The sequence below is a fragment of the Micromonospora sp. B11E3 genome (assembly GCF_039871625.1).
Classification (GTDB): Bacteria; Actinomycetota; Actinomycetes; order Mycobacteriales; family Micromonosporaceae; genus Micromonospora.
This window is the reverse complement of the sequence record NZ_JBDPMC010000009.1, coordinates 40,244-60,248: the sequence shown is the minus strand read 5'-3', so window position 1 is coordinate 60,248 and position 20,005 is coordinate 40,244. Positions and strand designations below refer to the sequence as shown.

Sequence of the window (20,005 nt, the reverse complement as noted above, 5' to 3'; positions counted from 1 at the left end):
CCACCGCGTTGCGGCGACCCGGGAGGGGCGTACGGGGGTCAGCGGGGCGGGGTGTCCCCGCTGCCGGTACGCCGCTGGGCCGCCTCGACGCCCTTGTCGATCTGCTCGCCGTACCTGCCGCCCGTGCGCTTGTCGGCCTCCCTGCCGGCCTTGGCGAGGCCCTCGTCCACCTGCTTTTCGTGCTTGTCGACGAAGTCCTCGGCCTTGTCCATGAAGTCCCTCATCGCGGCCTCCTCAACTCGGTCCGTCCGGGAGCGTTCCCTGAGTCCCACCGGCCAAACCGGGCCGCTCCCCCGGGCAAACCGGGCAGCACCTCCGGGCAAACCGGGCCGCTCCGAGGCGTTCCGGCGAACTCGTCCACCGTCCCCCGCGCGGACGAGGGCGCCGCCGGCGGGGGTGTCGAAGAGCCGCCGACCGGGTAGGGACGTGGCGGATCGAGGAGGGCCGAAGTGGTCGAGGACGGTGCCGGGCGGACGCCCGAGACGACGCCGGCCGGGGACAGCGCCCCGGCACGCCCGACGCCCGACGGGACGCCCGCCGCGGAGAGCACCCCGGCACGCCCGGCGCCCGGCGGGCAGAACCGACCCGGCCACGGGGCGGCGGCCGAGCCGGCGGCCGGGCCCCGGCAGACGTGGGCGGCGCTGCCCTGGCTGGTCCGCTCGGCGGTGGTGTGGAGCGCCTGCCTGGTGGTGGTCGCCGCCGGGCTCTACCTGCTCGGGAAGGTCGCCACGCTGCTGGCCCCGCTGGCCGTCGCCCTGGCCGCGGCCCTGTTCCTCGCCGCGCTGCTCGACCCGGCGCTGCTTCTGCTGCGCCGGCTGCGGCTGCCGCCGGCGCCGGCCGCCCTGCTCACCGTGCTGTTGCCGCTCGGGGTCCTCGTCGGGGTCGGCGTGCTGGTGTGGAACCTGACGGCCAGCCAGTTCGGGGAGCTGAGCCAGGAGCTGGGCCAGGGGCTCGAACGCGCCCGGGACTTCGTCACGTCGACGCTCCCGATCAGCGACGGGCAGTTGGACCGGCTGGTCCGGCAGGCCCGCCGGGCGTTCGGCGGGAGCGTCCCCGACCCGGTCGGCGGGCTCCGGACGGCCGCCGAGGTGGCCGGCTTCGTCCTGTTCGCCCTGGTGCTGCTGTTCTTCCTGCTCAAGGACGGCCGGTCGATGTGGCAGTGGACGCTGCGCCGGATGACCGGGCCGAACCGGGAGGTCGTCGCCGAGGCCGGTCGGGTGGGCTGGCGGACGCTCGGCGCGTACAGCCGGGGCACGATGATCATCGCGGCGATCGACGCCATCGGCATCGGCCTGGCCCTGGCGCTGCTCCGGGTGCCGCTCGCGCTGCCGCTGGCCCTGATCACGTTCCTCGGCGGGTTCGTGCCGATCATCGGCGCCACCCTGGCCGGGGCGGTGGCCGTCCTGGTGGCGCTGGCCGCCAAGGGGCCGGGGGTGGCACTGCTCACCCTGGCCGCCGTGATCGCGGTGCAGCAGATCGAGGGGAACCTGCTGGAGCCGCTGGTGATGAAGCGCCAGGTGCGGCTGCACCCCGCGGTGATCCTGATCGCGGTGACCGCCGGCACGCTGATCGCCGGCATCGCCGGGGCGTTCGTCGCGGTGCCGATCACCGCGGTGGCGTACCGGGTGGTCGACACCGTGCAGCGGCACCGGCGGGCCGCCGTCGAGGAGCCGCCCGGGTGAGCGGCGCGGCGGGCCCGGGACGGCGGGTCAGCCCGGCGGGCGCAGGTGGGTCGCGAACCAGTCGGCCGCGGCGTCGGCGACCTGCTCCAGGGTGCCCGGCTCCTCGAACAGGTGGGTCGCGCCGGGCACGATCCGCAGCTCGCCCACCGAGCCCAGCTCGACCATGGCCTGCTCGTTGAGGGTGATCACCTGCTCGTCCAGGCCGCCGACCAGCAGCAGCGTCGGGGCGTGCACCCGGGACAGGGCCTCGCCGGCCAGGTCCGGGCGTCCGCCGCGGGACACCACCGCGCCCACCCGCTCGGGGCGGGCAGCCGCCGCGACCAGGGCTGCCGCCGCCCCCGTGCTGGCCCCGAACAGGCCCGCCGGCAGCCGGCCCAGGGTCGGCTCGTCGGCCATCCAGTCCACCATCGCGGCCAGCCGGCCCGCGAGCATCCCGATGTCGAACCGCAGCTCGGCGGTCCGGACGTCGACCCGCTCCTCCTCGGGGGTGAGCAGGTCCACCAGCACGGTGGCCAGCGCCCGCCGGTGCAGCACGCGGGCGACGGCGACGTTGCGCGGGCTGTGCCGCGAACTGCCGCTGCCGTGCGCGAAGAGCACCACGCCCGTCGCCTCGTCCGGGACGTGCACGTCGGCCGGCAGCCGCGCGCCCCCCGCCGGTATGGTCATCTCGCCGCCGCGGGTCGTCGTACCCGCCCGTCCGCGCGTCGCCATTCCGCCCCCTCTCCGCCGGTCCCTGCCCGCATACCCGCCCCGGCGGCGGGGATTCGCCCGTCGCTGAGCAGCGCGATCAAGGAGTACGGGGCGTCGCGCCGCAGTCCGGGTGGGCTCCCCGCTCTGTGTCAGCCCGGCCGAGGCGAAGGAATGCCGTCGGCCCTGCCCCGGCCGATATCACCCAACCCGGGTGATGCGCGCCCACCCTGGTCGGGGCGATGCTGCCACAGTCCTGGCTTCGACATCTCGGATGCCGGCCAGCCGCTGGCGCCAAACGACCCTGGTCGGGGTGGGTCGAGAGGGGAGGAGCTGATGGCGGATCCCATCGCGGAGTTTTTCGCCGGGGTCGTACGCCGCAGGTACGACCGGCTCAATCAGGTCACGGGCACGATCCGCTTCGACCTCGTACGAGATCATCGCACCACCCACTGGCTCATGACGATCGAGAAGGGGGACGTCAGGGTGTCCCGGGAAAACCGCCGCGCTGACTGCACCGTCCGGCTCGACGAGGCGTTGTTCGCGCGCATCGTGCGCGGCGAGGCGAACGTCTACGCGGCCTGGCTGCGTAGCGAGATAAAGCTCGTGGGCCGGCTGTACATGCTCGACCTCTTCCAGCGGGTCCTTCCCGGGCCACCTCAAGCCCGGGATCCCCGGCCGGTCGCGCGGCGCGGAGAGCTGCGGCGATGAGCGAGGACACGGTCAGGATCCTGAACGGCAACACCTTCGTGGTCAGCGACAGGCGCGGCGACATCACCCCGTCTCCGGAGTTTCCGACCGGTCTGTTCTCGTTCGACACCCGATTCCTGTCGAAGTGGGAGTTGAGCGTCAACGGCGAGCGCCTCCAGGCGCTGTCAGTCGACGATCTGCAGTATTTCGAGACACGTTTCTTCCTGGTCCCGGGCAAACCGACCCACTACGTCGACGCCAAGGTGTCGGTCATCCGCCAGCGCTCGGTCGGCGGTAGCTTCGACGAGCAACTGACGGTACTCAACCACAGCCGTGAGGCGGTGGACCTCGTCATCCGGCTAGAGATCGAGAGCGACTTCGCCGACCTGTTCGAGATCAAGGATGTGAGGAACAAGAAGGGCAACGTGTACGTCCGGCCCGAGCACGGGCGCCTGCGGCTGGGCTACGAACGGGAGGCCTTCCGTCGGGAGACGCTGGTCTCGTCGACCGCGCCCGCCACGTTCGACGAACGCGGGGTGACCTTCGATGTCCGCATCCAGCCGCACGGCAAGTGGGTGACCTGGCTGCACGTGACGACGCTGGGAACGCGCGGAACCGAGATCCGCCGTAGCATGCACGGCCAGCCCGGTACCACCAACCGGCAGCTGCGCCGGGAGTTGGAGAGTTGGCTGGCGCGGGCGCCCCACCTCACCTGCCAGCACGAGTCGCTGCAACAGTCGTACCGGCGCAGCCTGGTCGACCTCGCCGCGCTTCAGCTCTCGCCGCTCATCCTCGGTGCGAGCAACATACCCGCGGCCGGCCTGCCGTGGTTCATGACCATCTTCGGCCGCGACAGCATCCTCACCAGCCTGCAGACGCTGCCGTTCACGCCGGAACTCGCCGCCAACACGCTGACGCTGATGGCGAGCATGCAGGGCAACAAGCTGGATGATTTCCGGGACGAGGAACCAGGCAAGATCATGCACGAGTGGCGGTACGGGGAGTCGGCGGCGTTCGAGGAGCAGCCGCACACCTCGTACTTCGGCACCGCCGACGCCACGCCGCTGTTCGTGATCCTGCTGGACGAGTACGAGCGCTGGAGCGGCGACAGCCAGCTGGTCGGTCTGTTGGAGCCGGAGGCCCGTGCCGCACTCGACTGGATCGACGAGTACGGCGACCTGCTCGGCGACGGCTACATCCGGTACCAGACCCGAAACGAGCGGACCGGCCTCGTGAACCAGTGCTGGAAGGACTCCTGGGACTCGATCTCCTACCACGACGGGCGCCTGCCGGACTTTCCCCGCGCGACCTGCGAACTCCAGGGGTACGCGTACGACGCGAAGGTGCGGGGCGCCCGGTTGGCCCGTGACTTCTGGGGCGACCCGGAATACGCGGACCGGCTGGAGCGGGAGGCCGCCGATCTTCGGGCGCGGTTCAACCGCGACTTCTGGGTCGAGGACGGGGAATTTTACGCCCTGGCCCTGGATCCCAACGGCAGGCCGGTCGACTCGCTGTCGTCGAACATGGGGCACCTCCTCTGGAGCGGAATCGTCGATCCGTCCAGGGCGGAGGCAGTCGCGCGGCATTTGCTCGGGCCCCGGCTGTTCTCCGGCTGGGGGGTGCGGACGCTGGCCGTGGATGAGGGGCGCTACAACCCCATCGGCTACCACGTGGGCACCGTCTGGCCGTTCGACAACTCGTTCATCGCCTGGGGGCTGTGGCGCTACGGCTTCCGGGCCGAGGCGGGACGCATCGCCGCGGGCATGATCGACGCTGCGAAGTTCTTCCACGGCCGGCTGCCTGAGGCATTCGCCGGCTACGACCGGGAACTGACCCGGTATCCCGTCGAGTACCCGACCGCCTGCAGCCCACAGGCCTGGTCGACCGGTACTCCGCTGCTGCTACTGCGCGTCATCCTCGGCCTGGAGCCGGACGGGGACCGGCTGCTGGTCGAACCGGCAGTGCCCACCAGCATCGGCCGGATCGAGCTGCATAGCATTCCCGGACGGTGGGGCCACGCGAGCGCGGCATCGGGCTAGCGTCGGCTACCGCCGCGCTGATTGATCCACATCGGCAAGGCGCTCCGACTTCTGCCAGACAGGCAGTAGGGCGACGACCGTGATCACGCATCCGGCCATGATGTACACCGCGATCGCCCAGGGACTACCCGCCTTCGAGTACAAAGCCGCCGCGATGAACGGTGCCGGTCCCGCCAGCACCGTCCCGGCCAGGTGGTACGAGAGCGCGGCGCCGGTGTACCGCACGCGGGGGTCGAACAGTTCGGCGATGAAACTCGACAACGGGGCGTAGGTGACCGCGCTGCTGACCGCCACCATCAGCACGAGCGCCACGCCGACCAGGAACGGATTCCCGGTGTCGAAGAGCCAGAAGAACGGAAAGGCGATGACGGCCGTGAAGATCGCGCCGCCGATGATGAGGCGCCTTCGGCCCAGCCGATCCGAGATCGCCGCCCCGAGCAGGTTCAGTGGCACGGCCACGAGCGCGGCGACGACGATTGCGGCCAGCACCGCGTTCTGGGAGATGCCCACCGTCTTGGGGCCGTACGACAAGATGAACACCGTCGCGACGTAGAACGTTATGTTCGCCGCGCCCAGGCTCGCGCTCCCGATGATCAGACCCTTTTTCTGCGTACGGAGAAGCTGGACAAGCGGTACGGCGGAGCGCCGTCCCGACTCCCTGACGTCCCGAAAGGCCGGAGACTCCAGCACGTGCCGCCTGGCGTAGAGCCCGACGAAGAACAACACGATGCTGGCGAGAAACGGGATCCGCCATCCCCAGCTCAGGAATTGCTCCTCCGGAAGCAGACCGACAAGATAGAATGCCCCGTTGGCCAGGGCCAGGGCCAGGGAAGCACCAGCCTGCGGCCAGGCGCCGTAGAAGCCCCGCTTCGACGGCGGCGCGTGTTCGACCACCATCAACACCGCGCCGCCCCATTCCCCACCCACCGCCACACCCTGCATCAACCGGGTCGCGAGCAGTAGCGCCGGCGCCCAGAGGCCGATGGCCGCGTACGTGGGGAGCAGCCCGATACCCAACGTGCCGACACACATGATCAGCAGCGCCAGAATGAAAATCGGTTTTCGCCCGATCCGGTCTCCGAAATGCCCGAACAGCGCTGCGCCGAACGGCCTGGCGACGAACGCGACCCCGAAGGTCGCGAAGGAGGCCAACGCACCGGCGGTCGGGCTGAGGGCAGGAAAGAACAACTTATCGAATACCGTGGCGGCGGCGACCCCGAAGAGGATGAAGTCGTACCACTCGATCGTGGTACCGATGAAGCTGGTCAGGGCGACATGCGCCAGATGGGAGTCCCCCTGCCCTTGCTCAGCCACCGATCGACCCCTTTCGGATCGCCAGCGCGGATCCACCCGCCCGGGCGCGAAACACCGATCACAATCTATTAGCTGCACGATTCGTTTTAATGATCTATTGGTGATTAATGGTCGCACACCGACCGCCCCACAGCGGCACGTTTGACGCGCTACGTTCGAGGTCAGCGAAGCGCGCACTCGGCCTTGCGGTGCGGGGCGTCCGAAGGGACTACGGGGCGCTTGCCGGTCTTGGCCGCCTTGGCCTTCGCCTTGGTCGCGTCGACTTCCCGGGCGGGCCTTGACACGCGTCAGCTCCTCGCGGATCGCGGCGAGTTGGTCTTCGCGTCGGGCGGCGGGGTCACGAACCCTGAGCGCGGCGGACGGCGGACGGCGGGCGGCGGGCGCGCCGCCCGTTTGCGGGCGGGTCGATCGGGAAGGCCCGGGGTGACCGCAGTACCGGCGCAGGCGCGCCCCGACGGATCGCGAGGATCGTCATGGGTCGACAGCAGGACGACAGGTCCAGGCAGCAGACCGCCGAGCGGGAGCGGCGGGCACAGGAGGACGAGCGCGGCCGGGACTGGGCGGACGAGGCGGCGCAGGCCCGCACCGGCGACGATCCGCGCGCGATGGCGCCGCGCGACGCGGCCGGGCGCCCCTCCAACGGCCCGCAGTTCTGACCGCTCCGCCTCGGGTGGGCGCCCGACGCCCGCCCGAGGCGGCGGTGCCCAAGCCACCCGAGGCGGCAGCGCCACGCACCCGAGGCGACGGGCGGCGTCGCAGCACCCAGAGGCGACGGCGGAACGGCAGCGCCACGGCATCCGAGACGGGGCTCAGCTGCCCTCCTCGGGCAGATGCAGCAGCGGGGCGCGGCCGGGCGGCTGCTCCGGCTCCGGGCCCGGCGGCCCGGCCGGCGGCACCGGCACGGTGACCGGCTCGGCGAAGGTCACCCGCACCTTCTCGCCGTGGTGCCGCAGTTCCACCATGTCGCCCTCGTGGCCGTGCCGCAGCGCGTACGTCGTCTGGTGCTGCCGGACGTCGACGCGCAACCGCATCCCCCGCCACTGCAACGAGAACTCCAGCCGGCTGAGCCGGCTCGGCAGCCGGGGCGCGAACGTCAGCAGCCCCTCGTGGTCGCGCAGCCCGCCGAAGCCGGCGACCAGGGCGATCCACGCCCCGGCCAGCGAGGCCATGTGCACGCCGTCGCGGGTGTTCTCGTTGAGGTCGTGCAGGTCCATCAGCGCCGCCTCGCGCAGGTACCGGTGCGCCAGCTCCAGGTACCCGACCTCGGCGGCGATCACCGCCTGGGTGCACGCCGACAGCGACGAGTCGCGCACGGTACGCCGCTCGTAGTAGAGGAAGTTGCGCCGCTTCTCCTCCGTCGTGAACGCGTCCCCCCGCCAGTGCATGGCCAGCACCAGGTCGGCCTGCTTGACCACCTGCTTGCGGTACAGGTCGAAGTACGGGTAGTGCAGCAGCAGCGGGTACTTCTCGGGCGGGGTATGCGGGAATTCCCACTCCTGCTGCCGGGTGAAGCCCTCCACCTGCTCGTGCACGCCGATCTCGTCGTCGTACGGCACGGTCATGGCGTTCGCCGCGTCCCGCCAGGCGGCCGCCTCCTCCTCGGTCACCCCGAGGTCGAACGCCTGGTCCCGGTGGCGCATCGTGCACTCCGCCGCGGTCAACAGGTTCCGCTGCGCCATCAGGTTGGTGTAGATGTTGTCGTTCTTCACCGCCGTGTACTCGTCCGGCCCGGTCACCCCGTCGACGTGGAACCGGCCGTTGCGGTCGTGGTGCCCCAGCGAGCGCCACAGCCGGGCCGTCTCGACGAACAGCTCCAGGCCGATGTCCCGCTCCATCTGGACGTCCCCGGTGACCTGCACGTACCGGCGCACGGCGTCGGCCACGCCAGCGGCGATGTGGAACGCGGCGGTCCCCGCCGGCCAGTACGCCGACGACTCCGGCCCCTCGATGGTGCGCCACGGGAACGCCGCCCCCCGCAGGTTCAGCGTGCGGGCCCGCTCGTGTGCCTGTTCGAGCGTCGAGTGCCGCCAGTGCAGGGCGTCGCGCGCCGCCGAGGGCTGGGTGTAGGTGAGCAGCGGTAGCACGAACATCTCGGTGTCCCAGAACGCGTGCCCGTCGTACCCCGGGCCGGTCAGGCCCTTGGCGGCGATCGGCCGGCGCTCGGCGCGGGCGCCGGCCTGGAGCACGTGGAACAGCCCGAACCGGACCGCCTGCTGCACCTCCGGGTCGCCCTCGACCCGCACGTCGGCGGCGTCCCAGAACTCGTCGAGGTACTCCCGCTGCTCCCGACGCAGCCCGTCCCAGCCGTCCAGCCGCGCCGCGGCGACGGCCGCGCCGACCTGGTCGCGCAGCGCCGGCAGGGACCGCCTGCTCGACCAGCCGTACGTCAGGTACTTGACCACCCGCAGCGCCTGGCCCGGCCTTAGCACGCACCCGACGGTGGTACGCACCCAGTCCGCGTGCCCCTCCGTCTCGAGCGTGGTGTGCTCCGGGCCGTACACGTCGTGGTCCATCGCGGCGGCGACCCGCAGCCCGCTGACCTTGGTCCGGTGGATGAGCAGCCCGCCGTCGTCGGTGGTCAGCTGCTCCTCGGACTGCAACGGGGACTCCAGGACGGCCGCCACCCGGGGGTCCCGGCTCTGCGCCGGCAGCGACTCGTTCGCCACCAGCTCCGACTGCAGGATCAGCCGCAGCGGCCCGTCGACAGCCTCGACCTCGTAGTTGATCGCGGCCAGCGCCCGCTGCGTGAACGACACCAGCCGGGTGCTGCGGACCTTCACCTCCCGGCCGGCCGGCGAGCGCCAGTGCGCCTCCCGGTGCAGGGTGCCGGCCCGCAGGTCGAGGATCCGCTCGTGGGAGAGCAGTTCGCCGTACCGGACGTCGAGCGGCTCGTCGTCGACCAGCAGCCGGATCAGCTTGCCGTTGGTGACGTTGACGATGGTCTGGCCCGACTCGGGGAAGCCGAAGCCCGCCTCCGCGTACGGCAGCGGCCGCAGCTCGTAGAAGGAGTTCAGATAGGTGCCGGGCAAGCCGTGCGGCTCGCCCTCGTCCAGGTTGCCGCGCAGGCCGATATGGCCGTTGGAGAGCGCGAACACCGACTCCGACTGGGCCAGCACGTCCAGGTCGAGGCGGGTCTCCCGGACGTGCCAGGGCTCCACCGGATAGGCCCGCTCCCGGATCATGCCGCCGCCTCCCGGTCCATCAGCTCGGCGAGGTCGGTCACCACGACGTGCGCGCCGTGCGCCCGCAGCTCGTCGGCCTGGCCCACCCGGTCGACGCCGATCACGTGGCCGAACCCGCCCGCCCGGCCGGCGGCCACCCCGGCCTGCGCGTCCTCGAAGACGGCGGCCTGCGCGGGCTCGACGCCCAGCAGCCTCGCCCCGGCCAGGAAGGTGTCCGGGTACGGCTTGCCGCGCAGCCCCTCGGCCCGGGCCACCAGCCCGTCCACCCGGGCCTCCAGCAGCGGTTCGAGTCCCGCCGCCGCGACCACCTCCCGGCAGTTGGCGCTCGCCGACACCACGGCGCGGCGCAGCCCCGCCTCGGCCGCCGCCCGCAGGTACGCCACCGAGCCGGGATAGACCTCGACCCCGTCGGAGCGGATGCGCCGCAGCAGGACGGCGTTCTTCCGGTTGCCCACCCCGTGCACGGTATCCGCGTCCGCCGGGTCGTTCGGCGAGCCCTCCGGGAGGGTGATCCCCCGGGAGGCGAGGAAGGAGCGCACCCCGTCGGCCCGGGGCCTGCCGTCGACGTACCGGTTGTAGTCGGCCCCCGGGTCGTACGGCCGGAACGGCTCCCCCGTCTCGGCCGCGCGCCGCCGGAGGAACGCGTCGAACGTCTCGGCCCACGCGGCGTTGTGCACCCGGGCGGTCTGCGTCAGCACACCGTCCAGGTCGAAGAGACAGGCGGTCACGTGAGCAGGCAGGCCCAGCACGGTACGAATCTATCCACCGGCCGGACCCGGCAAACCCGTTTCGGCTCGCCTGGAGGCAACGGGCTCAGCGATTGGGGCGCAGCGTCCAGACCACGGTCATCGCCCCCGTCGGCGTGCCATCCTCGGTGGCGATCTCGACCTCGACCGGGAACTCGGGCCGCTGGCCGGCCTCCAGCTCGGCGATCACCTCGGGCGCCGGCCGGCCGAGGCGCGCGGTGGCCCGCACCGGCCCCATCGCCAGCTTCCGGTACGCGATGTCCGCCCGTACCGCCAGCGGCACGGCCCGGTCGAGCACCTGCCCGAACGCGGCCATCACCACCGTCCCGGAGGCCGTTTCGCCGAGGGTGAACATCGCCCCGGCGTGCGGGCCGCCGACGTGGTTGTGCACGGCCGGCGAGTCGGGCAGCCGGACCACGGCCCGCACCCCGCCCTCGGCCTCCGGGGCCACCTCGACGAACTCGAAGCCGAGCGTACGGGCGAAGGGCACGGCCTCCAGCATGCCGGCCGCGACCTGGCGGGAGTCGATCGTCATGCCCGCACGCTACTCCCCGGTAACTTCGCGGGCAAGGCCCCGGGACCGGGCCGCCGCCCCGCCATCCGCGCGGCTCAGCGCCAGCCCACGTCGATCCGGTCCCCGCGCTCGTCGAAGAAGTGCAGGGCGTCCATGCGTACGGAGACGGCCAGCGGGTGGCCCGCGGCGACGGCCGGGTACGGCGCGAGCCGCACGGTCAGCTCCGCCGCGCGGCGGTGGTGCCGGCCCGGGTCGCTGAGCACGCTGGTCCGCCGGTCGTGCGGGGCGGGCTCGGCGGGCGGCTCGCCGACCCGGCCGGTGAGCCGCTGCACGACCTGGCCGAGCCGGCGCCGGCCGCGCTGCTCCGCGGAGCCGGAGTCGGCGGGGCCGCCCATCTCGTCCACCACGACGGCGGTGGCCCCGATGTCGAGGAAGGCCAACGACTCGTGCCCGTGGTGCTCCAGGTAGCGGATGCGGCCCCGGAGCACGTCGCCCGGCGCGTCCGGGGAGACCGGGGTGAGCGCCTCGGCCCGCATGCCGACCACGATCCGCTCGCCGTGGTAGTGCGCGACCGCGCGGCTGCGGATGTCGTTCCACGGCAGGTAGATGGCCTGGTCGCCGAGATGGAGCGCGACGTACCGGTCGAGGTGCACGTAGACCGACGCCTCCAGCAGGTTCATCCGGGGGCTCCCGAGGAACGCGGCGACGTAGAGGGTGGCCGGGCGCCCGTACACCTGGGTGGGGGTGCCGACATCCTGGAGCACGCCCCGGCGCATGATGGCCACCCGGTCGGCCATCGTCAGCGCCTCGGCCTGGTCGTGCGTGACGTAGATGGTGGTGACGCCCAGCTCGCGGGTCAGGCCGGAGATCTCCGCCCGCAGCTCCGCGCGCAGGCCGCTGTCCAGGTTGGACAGCGGCTCGTCCATCAGGAACAGACCCGGCCGTCGGATGATGGCCCGGCCCATGGCGACCCGCTGCCGCTGTCCGCCGGAGAGCTGGCTGGGCTTGCGGGCCAGCACGTCGCCGATGCCCAGCGCGCTGGCCACGCCGGCGACCTGCTCGTCGCGCGGCGCCGGATCGACCCCGGCCAGCCGCAGCGGGAAGGCGATGTTGTCTCCCACCGACATGTGCGGGTAGAGCGCGAAGTCCTGGAAGACCATGGCGATCTTCCGGTCCCGGGGCGGCAGGTCGTTCGCCAGCTCGCCACCGAGCAGCACCGCCCCGGAGCTGGGGGACTCCAGGCCCGCCACCATGCGCAGCACGGTGGACTTCCCGCACCCGGAGGGGCCGAGCAGGACCATGAACTCACCGTCGTTGACGTCCAGGTTGATGGCGTCCACGGCGACAGTGCCGTCCGGAAACACCTTGGTCACATCCTTGAGCGCGACGGTGGTCACCGTCACCTCCCACAGCTCGTCGGCCAGAACCCCGAAAAAGAATGTGACCAGAATCATGCGTTTTCGCGCATCGGGTAAACGTGCCATGTTCGGCCAATAACAGACCTATTACGGCCCCGATCCGGAGGGCCCGACGAGGACCGGGTCACGCCGGCTCGCCGAGGAAGACCCGGCGGACCACCCGCTCGGCGGCATGCCCGTCGTCCAGGGCGCAGAACCTGGCCCGGAACCGCCGCCGGGCGGCCGTCGCGGCGGCGGCGTCGACCGCACCCGTTCGGAACAGGTCGAGCAGGGCGGGGAAGCTGGTCGCCACCGCCCCCGGAGGCTCGGTGAGCAGGTCGAAGTAGACGCCCCTGGCCAGCCGGTACGCCTCCCAGTCCGGCGCGTACACGACGATCGGCCGGTCCAGCACGGCGTAGTCGAACATCGCGGACGAGTAGTCGGTGACCAGCACGTCGGCGGCGAGGTAGAGGTCCTCGACCCGGTCGTGGTCGCTGACGTCCAGCACCCTGACGCCGCCGGCGCTCAGCACCGGCCCGGTGCCGCGGGGGCGCCGGTCCCGGTCGTGGAAGTAGTGGCTGCGCAGCAGCAGCCGCCCGGCCGGGCCGAGCGAGTCCAGCAGCAGCCCGGGGTCGAACGGCGGCCGGTAGCCGGGCAGGTGCTCGCGGTGCGTCGGGGCGTACAGCGCCACCCGGTCGCCGGCGGCGAGGCCGAGCCGGGACCGCGCCTCGCGCACCTCGTCGGGGCCGGCGGTGACCAGTCGGTCGTTGCGCGGGTACCCGACCTCCAGGGTGGTGTACGCGGCCGGGTACGCCCGCTCCCACATCTGGGTGGAGAAGGCGTTCGCCGAGACGCTGTAGTCCCAGCGGTCCACCCGCCGCAGCAGGTCGCCGAAGTCCATGCCGACCGCGCCGAGCGGGTACCGCTGCTGGTCCAGCCCCATCACCTTGACCGGGGTGCCGTGGTGGGTCTGCACGTGCACCGAGCCCGGCCGCTTGCGTACGAAGTCCGGGAAGTTGACGTTGTTGACCAGCCACCTCGCCCGGGCCAGCGCCCGGTGGTACGCCCGGCTGCCGGCCACCACGTACTCCACGCCCGACGGCAGCGAGTCCACCCGGTCCCGCCGGACGACCCACACCCCGCGCACGTGCGGGGCCAGCCGGCGGGCCGCCTCGTAGATCGCGGCGGGGTTGCAGGCGTAGCCGCGGTACCAGTAGGCGGCGTACACGGCCAGCGTCGGGTCGATCGGCCGGGTCAGTTCGGCCCGGTAGTACTCACGCAGCGCCGCGTCCCGGCCCAGCCGGGCGGTTCGGCGGGCCACCGGCGCCAGCCGCCGAACCTGCCGCCGGGCCGCCTCCCCGGCCTGGTGGGCCGCCCGCAGCACGCTGAACGTGCGCCACCGGCCGGCGGCGACCAGCCGATGCCTGAGCCCGTCGACCCCGGGTGGGACGGAAGCGCCGGCGGGCGGCCGCCACCGGGCGTGGTCGGCGGTGATCCGGGCGAAGAACGCGGGCCGCAGCTCGGGGGCGATCCGGTCGCCGTTGCCGAGCACCGTGAGGTAGTGCCAGATCATCCGCTCGAAGACCGCCGGGCGCAGGTCGTCCACGCCCCACTCGTCCATCAGCCGGAACACCCGGTGCCACTGGGCGAACACCTCGAAGTGCCGGTCCCCGCGGGTCCGGGTGATCGCCCCCGCCCGGCGCTGCCGGTAGTTCAGGCAGACCCGGTCCAGCACCCCGATCCGCTCGGCGGCCATCAGCACGGGGTAGCTGAACGGAACGTCCTCGTACCAGCCGGGCGGGAAGCGCAGGCCCAGGTCCACCAGGAACCGCCGGCGGACCAGCCGGTTCCAGGCCGTGTGCAGCAGCCGCATCGCCTCCGGCCGCTCACGCAGCCGGAACGTGACCGGCCCCGGCGGGTCCGGGAACACCTCGGCCAGCGCGCTGCCCACGACCCGGTTGTCCCAGTGCACCCGGACGTGGTCGACGAGCAGCACGTCGGGGCGGGTGGCCCGGAGCCGGGCGGCCACCTCGGGCAGGCAGTCCGGGGCCAGCCAGTCGTCGCCGTCGACGAACCAGACGTACTCGCCGGCGGCCAGGTCCAGCCCGGCGTTGCGGGCCGGACCCAGGCCGACGTTGCGCGGCAGCCGGACGGCGCGGACCCGGTGGTCGCGGTCCGCGTACCCGGCCAGGATGTCGCCGCTGCCGTCCGGCGAGTGGTCGTCGACGCCGATCACCTCGACGTCGTCGAACGGCTGGCCGAGGATCGAGTCGAGGCACTCGCGCAGGTACGCCTGCACCCGGAAGGCCGGTACGACGAAGCTGATCAGCGGCATCGACCGGCCCCTCCGTCAGCCCGGGGAGCGGACACCTCCGACCGCCGGGGCGCCCGCGGCCCGCCGGGTGCGGGCGGGCAGGACGACCCAGGCCAGGACCACACTCCCGACAAAGAGCACGAGCAGGTACGCACCGAGTGTAGCCATGACGATCCCCGCGAAACCGGCGATCGCCGCCACGCCCAGCACCACGGAACGCCCGTCCCAGCCGAGCGTCGCGCCGTGCAGCGGCGGGGCCGCCTGACGCTTCTCCAGCCGCGCCGTCAGGTCGTAGTGGTGCAGGGTGAGCACCAGGACGTACCCGAAGACCAGCCAGGCCGGGACGCCGCCGACCACGCCGACGGCGATCGCGAACAGGTACTCCCCGGCCCGCAGCGCGGCCGGCACCAGCCAGTCCAGCGGCCCGTTGTGCGCCGCCCCGGCCCCGAGGCCGGCGACCAGCAGCACCAGCAGGGCCACCGGCAGCCACCAGCGCAGTCCGGCTGGGTCGCCGTCGCCGCCCGCCCGCAGCAGGGCCGCGACCAGCAGCACCGCCGGGCCCAGGGCGCCGACGACCGCCAGGGTCAGCGGGCCCATCGGGCGCAGCGCCGGCAGCCGCGCGGCCAGCGGGCCGTCGTCGCGGTGCAGGGTGGCGTCCACCGTGTCCAGCACCGGCACCCACATCCAGCGAGCCCGCAGGGTACGCAGCGCCCCGGTGTACGCGAACGCGAGCGTCCCCCAGACCAGCACCGCGATCAGGCTGACCCGCGGGCCGAACAGTGCCACGGTCAGCGCGATCAGCGCCCAGCGCTCCCCGATCGGGAACACCACCGTCCGCTTCAGCCAGTACGACAGCGATCCGGTGTCCGCCTGCACCCGGGTCGACGCGGCGTTCAGCCTGTCGCCGATCCCGCCGCCCCCGGCGCCGACCGTCTTCGGGCGGCGCGCCGCCTCGTCGTGCAGCACCCCGTACCAGGTGTCGGTCATGTGCCGGACGGTCTGCAACGTCATCGCGGCGATCGCCAGCGCCCAGCCGTACCGGAACCCGGCGTGGGTGGCCCCGTAGCCGAGGCCCGCGTAGGCCACGTACTCCTTGGCCCGGTCGGCCATGGTGTCCAGCCAGCCGCCCCAGGCGCTGAAGTTCCGCGTGTAGCGGGCCAACTGGCCGTCCACGCAGTCCAGCACGAAACCGAGGTAGAGCAGGACCGCGCCGGCGACCAGCGCGGGCCGCCCGCCGCCGACGGCGAACAGGGCCGCGGCGGCCACCGCGAAGGCCACCGAGATCATGGTGACCGCCGTCGGGCCGAGCCCCATCCGGGCCGCGGCCTTCGTCACGTACGGGGACCAGGTGCTGACGAAGAAGGTCGTGAAGAAGTCGTCCTTCTCCTTCACCGACAGCTTCAGCTCGGCCCGGTCCTCGTCCACCCCGCGCAGCGCCGCCTCGGCGGCGGCCAGCCCGGCCGGGTCGGCGACCCGGTGGGCGACGAGCAGGCGTACCCGGTGGGCGAAGGTCAGGGTGCCGAGCGCGGCGAGGCCGGTGAACAGCCGGTCCACGACGGGCCCGGCCGACGGGCCGGCGTCGGCGGCGACGGCCGCGGCCCGGGCGGCGGCGGCGAGCGCCGGCAGGTCGTCCACGCCCACCCGCAGCGCCCCCCCGAACACCCCGGTCGCCCCGTCGAGCCGCCCGGCCGGCCCGGCGTCGACCACCTGGCCGCGCTCCTCGCGCACGGCGGCGTGCCCGGGGGCCGGCGGGTCGGTCAGCACCAGCGCCACCGTCGGCCCGACCGGACTGGTGGCCAGGTGCCGCAGTACGGCGGTGTGCGCCACCAGGTCCGCCCCCGTGACGATGACCGGCCCGGCGGCGACGTCGACGAGGTCCGCCAACTCCGTCAGGTCGGCGGCCTGCCGCACCTGGGTCGCCCCGGCCCGGCGCCACTGGTCGGCCAGCCGGTCCGCGAGTGTGCGCCCGTCACCTGTTGGCAGGCCCGCGGCCGGGGCACCGGCGGCGAGCACGATCGCGAGCGTCACCGCGGGACCGCGGTGTGGTACGCGTCCAGCGCCTCGGCGATCGTCCCGTCGACGGTCAGCCGCCCGGCGTCGAGGTACAGCCCCCGACGGCAGAACCGGGTCAGATCCTTTTCGTTGTGTGACACCAGCACCAGTGTGCGCCCCTCCCCGAGCAATCGGTCGATCGTCGCATAGCACTTCCGCCGGAACTCCGCGTCCCCGACCGCGGTCACCTCGTCCATGAGCAGGATCGGGTGCGGCAGGTGGGAGATTATGGCGAAGCCCAGCCGGACCTTCATGCCCGACGAGTAGTGCCGCACGGGCGTGTCGATGGCCCGCTCCACCTGCTCGCCGGCGAAGGACACGATCTCGTCGAAGTGCCGCCGCAGGTAGCCCGACGACAGCCCGTGCAGCCCGCCGACGAGGTACAGGTTCTCCCGGCCGGTCAGGTCGTTGGAGAAGCCGGCGGACAGCTCCAGCAGCGGGGCCACCCGGCCCCGGACCTGGATCCGCCCCTCGTCGGCGATGAGCACCCCGGCGATCAGCCGCAGCAGGGTGCTCTTGCCGGTGCCGTTGCGGCCGACCACGCCGACGGTCTCGCCGGCCGCGACCCGGAACGAGACGTCCCGCAGCGGCCAGAACTGGCCGGACGAGGCGGACCGGCCGCCGCGGTGGATGAAGAACTCCCGCAGCCGCAACTGCCGGCGGCGGTTGCGGACGAACCGGATGCCGAGGCCCTCCGCCTCGATGATCGGCTCCGCCATCACAGTTCCTTCAGCACGGCTGGTTCGAGCCGGCGGAACGCCCACCAGCCGGCGACCAGCACCAGCAGGCTCACGGCGATCGTGGTGGCCAGCAGCCGGACGCCCGGGAACTGGTCCGGGTACCAGATCGCGTGGTGCAGCTGGAAGACGCCGACCAGCGGGTTCAGCTCGTACGCGACCTTCACCCAGCCCGGCGCCGCGGACTCCCGCACGAGGCTGAGCGGGTAGATGATCGGGGTGGCGTAGAAGAGCAGGCGGATCACCAGCCGCATGAACCGCTCGATGTCGCGCATCAGCACGTTCGCCGCCGACAGCAGCAGTGCGAGCCCGACCAGCAGCATCCCCTGCACGGCGACGGCGAGCGGCAGGGCCAGTAGCGACCAGCCGGGGTGGATCCTCCCCTGCGCGGCGTACACCGCGGCGATGGCGGCCAGGATCGGCAGGCCGGCGGCGTACTCGGCGAACCGGCCGGCGATCCGGCCGATCGGGAAGACCTGGCGCGGGACGTTCATCGTGGTGATCAGCCGGGCCTGCCCGGTGAGCGCGTTCGTCGCCTCGCTCAGCGCGGAGCTGGTCCACATCCAGGCGAAGATGCCGGTGATCAGGTACAGCGGGTACGACCCGGCGGCCTGCCCGAGGTGGCGGCTGGTGTCACCGGAGTAGAGCACCCCGAAGACGAAGAAGTAGATCGCGCCCATGCCGAGCGGCTCGATCAGCGACCAGAGGTACCCGAGCAGCGACTGCTGGTACTTCACCGCGAGGTCGCGCCTGACGAGGATGCGCAGCGAGTTGCGGTGCGACCACAACGCCCCGACGCCAGACGTCACCGTCGCCTCCTCGCTGGACGCGCAACAGGTTAACAGCCGGGTCCGCCCGGATCCGCCGGACTCAGCACTCGATCACGTTGACGGCCAGACCGCCCCGCGCCGTCTCCTTGTACTTGACCTTCATGTCGGCGCCCGTCTCGCGCATCGTCTTGATCACCTTGTCCAACGAGACGGCGTGCACCCCGTCGCCGCGCAGCGCGAGCCGGGCGGCGGTGATCGCCTTGATGCTGGCCACGGCGTTCCGCTCGATGCAGGGGATCTGCACGAGGCCGCCGACGGGGTCGCAGGTCAGGCCGAGGTTGTGCTCCATGCCGATCTCCGCCGCGTTCTCCACCTGCGCGGGGGTGCCGCCCAGCGCCTCGGCCAGCCCGGCGGCGGCCATCGAGCAGGCCGAGCCGACCTCGCCCTGGCAGCCCACCTCCGCCCCGGAGATCGAGGCGTTCTCCTTGAACAGCACGCCGATCGCGCCCGCCGCCAGCAGGAACCGGACGACGCCCTCGTCCGACGCCCCCGGCACGAACCGCGTGTAGTAGTGCAGCACCGCCGGGATGATGCCGGCCGCGCCGTTCGTCGGCGCGGTGACCACCCGGCCGCCGGCCGCGTTCTCCTCGTTGACCGCCAGCGCGAACAGCGTCACCCAGTCCATCACGCGCAGCGGGTCGCCGGTGCCGTCCGCCTCCAGACTGCGCCGCAGCTCCGCCGCGCGCCGCCGGACCCGCAGCCCGCCGGGGAGTACGCCGTCGCGCTCGCAGCCCCGCTCGACGCACTCCCGCATCACCCGCCAGATGTCCAGCAGCCCGGCCCGCACGTCGGCCTCGCTGCGCCAGGACCGCTCGTTGGCGAGCATCACCTCGCTGATCGACAGCCCGTTGCCGGTGCTCACCGCCACCAGGTCCGCGCCGGTCAGGAACGGGTACCGGACGGGGGTCGTGTCGGGCTTGATCCGGTCCGCCCCGGCCGCCGCCTCGTCGACCACGAACCCGCCGCCGACGGAGTAGCAGGTGCGCGCCCGCAGCTCCGCGCCCGTGTCGTCGTACGCGGCGAAGGTCATCCCGTTCGGGTGGTACGGCAGCGAGCGGCGGCGGTGCAGTACCAGGTCCCCGTCCGGGTCGAAGTCGATCTCATGGGTGCCGAGCAGGCTCAGCCGCCGGTCGGCGCGGATCCGGGCGACCCTGGCCTCGACGGAGTCGGTGTCGACCGCCTCCGGCGCCTCCCCCTCCAGCCCCAGCAGCACCGCGCGGTCGCTGCCGTGGCCGTGGCCCGTGGCGCCGAGGGACCCGAACAGCTCGGCCCGCACCCGGGTCGTCGAGGAGACCAGCCCGTCGGCCTTGAGCCCGGAGACGAACGTCCGGGCGGCCCGCATCGGGCCCACGGTGTGCGAGCTGGACGGCCCGATGCCCACGCTGAAGAGGTCGAAAACGCTGATCATGTGCACTTCCTCGCCGTCGTTGCCCGGGATGCGGGCCCGGCCCGGTCGCGGCCACCCGGTCGGGGCGGCCGTTGCGTCGCCGCCGCCCGGACGGGGCGGCCGACCGGCGAGCCTACCCGCCCCGGCCCGTGGCCGCCCGGCCTGACCAGCCCATTTTCCCTCCCCCGCCAGGATCCGACACCCGCCCGACCGTCCTGTGGAACTGCCCGCACAGACGGGGCAGGGGAATCGCCGTGCAGGACAGGCACCCTGCCACCGCCCCTGTGGAGCTGCCCGCGTGAATGGGGCAGCGGGGCTGGCCGGGCCCGGTCTCCGTTCGGCGGGACCACCAGGCAGGACGGCGCGGAGCAAGGTAACCAGGCGGCGGTGGGCCCGTGGGGGGCGGTAGCACGCACGGGGCAACTCCACAGCGT

At 72.9% G+C, this 20,005-nt stretch carries 17 protein-coding genes; 4 read left to right on the top strand and 13 right to left on the bottom strand.

Going from position 1 to position 20,005, the window contains the following annotated elements:
- Nucleotides 1–38 precede the first annotated feature (38 nt).
- Entirely contained in the window at nucleotides 39–224 is a 186-nt protein-coding gene (locus ABGB16_RS07385) for an antitoxin (RefSeq protein ID WP_347667205.1), read from the bottom strand.
- A 225-nt stretch (nucleotides 225–449) separates the two neighbouring features.
- On the opposite strand from ABGB16_RS07385, the gene ABGB16_RS07380 reads away from it, so the two are divergent.
- The gene (locus ABGB16_RS07380) at nucleotides 450–1,682 is read left to right on the top strand and encodes an AI-2E family transporter (RefSeq protein WP_347667204.1); all 1,233 of its coding nucleotides are present in this window, start codon (nucleotides 450–452) and stop codon (nucleotides 1,680–1,682) included.
- 27 nt (nucleotides 1,683–1,709) lie between these two features.
- On the opposite strand, the gene ABGB16_RS07375 is transcribed toward ABGB16_RS07380, so the two are convergent.
- Nucleotides 1,710–2,348, bottom strand: a complete 639-nt coding sequence (locus ABGB16_RS07375; RefSeq protein WP_347667203.1) for a dienelactone hydrolase family protein — start codon at nucleotides 2,346–2,348, stop codon at nucleotides 1,710–1,712.
- Between the two features lie 357 nt (nucleotides 2,349–2,705).
- On the opposite strand from ABGB16_RS07375, the gene ABGB16_RS07370 reads away from it, so the two are divergent.
- Nucleotides 2,706–3,080, top strand: coding sequence for an SCP2 sterol-binding domain-containing protein (locus ABGB16_RS07370; RefSeq protein ID WP_347667202.1), 375 nt, complete (start codon nucleotides 2,706–2,708; stop codon nucleotides 3,078–3,080).
- On the top strand, nucleotides 3,077–5,098 hold the full coding sequence (locus tag ABGB16_RS07365; RefSeq protein ID WP_347667201.1) for a glycogen debranching N-terminal domain-containing protein: 2,022 nt from the start codon (nucleotides 3,077–3,079) through the stop codon (nucleotides 5,096–5,098). Before ABGB16_RS07370 ends, ABGB16_RS07365 begins: the two co-directional genes overlap by 4 nt.
- 6 nt (nucleotides 5,099–5,104) lie before the next feature.
- Here ABGB16_RS07365 and ABGB16_RS07360 read toward each other — a convergent pair whose 3' ends face one another.
- Both ABGB16_RS07360 and ABGB16_RS07355 read right to left on the bottom strand, forming a co-directional pair.
- Nucleotides 5,105–6,412, bottom strand: a complete 1,308-nt coding sequence (locus ABGB16_RS07360) for an MFS transporter (RefSeq protein WP_347667200.1) — start codon at nucleotides 6,410–6,412, stop codon at nucleotides 5,105–5,107.
- A gap of 161 nt (nucleotides 6,413–6,573) precedes the next feature.
- Nucleotides 6,574–6,696 (bottom strand): hypothetical protein, encoded by a 123-nt coding sequence (locus ABGB16_RS07355; protein ID WP_347667199.1) that lies wholly within the window; start codon nucleotides 6,694–6,696, stop codon nucleotides 6,574–6,576.
- A gap of 189 nt (nucleotides 6,697–6,885) precedes the next feature.
- On the opposite strand from ABGB16_RS07355, the gene ABGB16_RS07350 reads away from it, so the two are divergent.
- Nucleotides 6,886–7,068, top strand: coding sequence for a hypothetical protein (locus tag ABGB16_RS07350; protein WP_347667198.1), 183 nt, complete (start codon nucleotides 6,886–6,888; stop codon nucleotides 7,066–7,068).
- 153 nt (nucleotides 7,069–7,221) lie between these two features.
- On the opposite strand, the gene ABGB16_RS07345 is transcribed toward ABGB16_RS07350, so the two are convergent.
- The 9 genes from ABGB16_RS07345 to ABGB16_RS07305 form a co-directional block, all read right to left on the bottom strand.
- Entirely contained in the window at nucleotides 7,222–9,594 is a 2,373-nt protein-coding gene (locus ABGB16_RS07345; RefSeq protein WP_347667197.1) for a glycosyl hydrolase family 65 protein, read from the bottom strand.
- Nucleotides 9,591–10,343 carry a beta-phosphoglucomutase family hydrolase gene (locus ABGB16_RS07340; RefSeq protein WP_347667196.1) on the bottom strand — a complete coding sequence of 251 codons (753 nt, stop codon included), beginning with the start codon at nucleotides 10,341–10,343 and terminating at the stop codon, nucleotides 9,591–9,593. The genes ABGB16_RS07345 and ABGB16_RS07340 overlap by 4 nt, the downstream gene beginning before the upstream one ends.
- A gap of 64 nt (nucleotides 10,344–10,407) precedes the next feature.
- Nucleotides 10,408–10,875 carry a DUF4442 domain-containing protein gene (locus tag ABGB16_RS07335; protein WP_347667195.1) on the bottom strand — a complete coding sequence of 156 codons (468 nt, stop codon included), beginning with the start codon at nucleotides 10,873–10,875 and terminating at the stop codon, nucleotides 10,408–10,410.
- Nucleotides 10,876–10,949: 74 nt separating this feature from the next.
- Nucleotides 10,950–12,251, bottom strand: a complete 1,302-nt coding sequence (locus ABGB16_RS07330) for an ABC transporter ATP-binding protein (RefSeq protein WP_347667271.1) — start codon at nucleotides 12,249–12,251, stop codon at nucleotides 10,950–10,952.
- A gap of 145 nt (nucleotides 12,252–12,396) precedes the next feature.
- Entirely contained in the window at nucleotides 12,397–14,586 is a 2,190-nt protein-coding gene (locus ABGB16_RS07325; RefSeq protein ID WP_347667194.1) for a bifunctional glycosyltransferase family 2 protein/CDP-glycerol:glycerophosphate glycerophosphotransferase, read from the bottom strand.
- A gap of 15 nt (nucleotides 14,587–14,601) precedes the next feature.
- Nucleotides 14,602–16,548: a DUF5941 domain-containing protein gene (locus ABGB16_RS07320; protein ID WP_347667270.1), complete on the bottom strand. Its 1,947-nt coding sequence runs from the start codon at nucleotides 16,546–16,548 to the stop codon at nucleotides 14,602–14,604.
- Between the two features lie 41 nt (nucleotides 16,549–16,589).
- Complete coding sequence (locus ABGB16_RS07315) at nucleotides 16,590–17,336, bottom strand: ABC transporter ATP-binding protein (RefSeq protein ID WP_347667193.1); 747 nt, start codon at nucleotides 17,334–17,336, stop codon at nucleotides 16,590–16,592.
- Entirely contained in the window at nucleotides 17,336–18,163 is an 828-nt protein-coding gene (locus tag ABGB16_RS07310) for an ABC transporter permease (RefSeq protein WP_347667192.1), read from the bottom strand. Before ABGB16_RS07310 ends, ABGB16_RS07315 begins: the two co-directional genes overlap by 1 nt.
- 61 nt (nucleotides 18,164–18,224) lie before the next feature.
- On the bottom strand, nucleotides 18,225–19,592 hold the full coding sequence (locus ABGB16_RS07305) for an L-serine ammonia-lyase (protein ID WP_347667191.1): 1,368 nt from the start codon (nucleotides 19,590–19,592) through the stop codon (nucleotides 18,225–18,227).
- Nucleotides 19,593–20,005: the final 413 nt, after the last annotated feature.

Excerpts from the sequence above, each read along its gene's own strand:
- ABGB16_RS07385 (WP_347667205.1), bottom strand. The coding sequence starts at position 224 with ATGAGGGACTTCATGGACAAGGCCGAGGACTTCGTCGACAAGCACGAA.
- ABGB16_RS07375 (WP_347667203.1), bottom strand. The coding sequence starts at position 2,348 with ATGACCATACCGGCGGGGGGCGCGCGGCTGCCGGCCGACGTGCACGTC.
- ABGB16_RS07370 (WP_347667202.1), top strand. The coding sequence starts at position 2,706 with ATGGCGGATCCCATCGCGGAGTTTTTCGCCGGGGTCGTACGCCGCAGG.
- ABGB16_RS07365 (WP_347667201.1), top strand. The coding sequence starts at position 3,077 with ATGAGCGAGGACACGGTCAGGATCCTGAACGGCAACACCTTCGTGGTC.
- ABGB16_RS07350 (WP_347667198.1), top strand. The coding sequence starts at position 6,886 with ATGGGTCGACAGCAGGACGACAGGTCCAGGCAGCAGACCGCCGAGCGG.
- ABGB16_RS07345 (WP_347667197.1), bottom strand. The coding sequence starts at position 9,594 with ATGATCCGGGAGCGGGCCTATCCGGTGGAGCCCTGGCACGTCCGGGAG.
- ABGB16_RS07335 (WP_347667195.1), bottom strand. The coding sequence starts at position 10,875 with ATGACGATCGACTCCCGCCAGGTCGCGGCCGGCATGCTGGAGGCCGTG.
- ABGB16_RS07325 (WP_347667194.1), bottom strand. The coding sequence starts at position 14,586 with ATGCCGCTGATCAGCTTCGTCGTACCGGCCTTCCGGGTGCAGGCGTAC.
- ABGB16_RS07315 (WP_347667193.1), bottom strand. The coding sequence starts at position 17,336 with ATGGCGGAGCCGATCATCGAGGCGGAGGGCCTCGGCATCCGGTTCGTC.
- ABGB16_RS07305 (WP_347667191.1), bottom strand. The coding sequence starts at position 19,592 with ATGATCAGCGTTTTCGACCTCTTCAGCGTGGGCATCGGGCCGTCCAGC.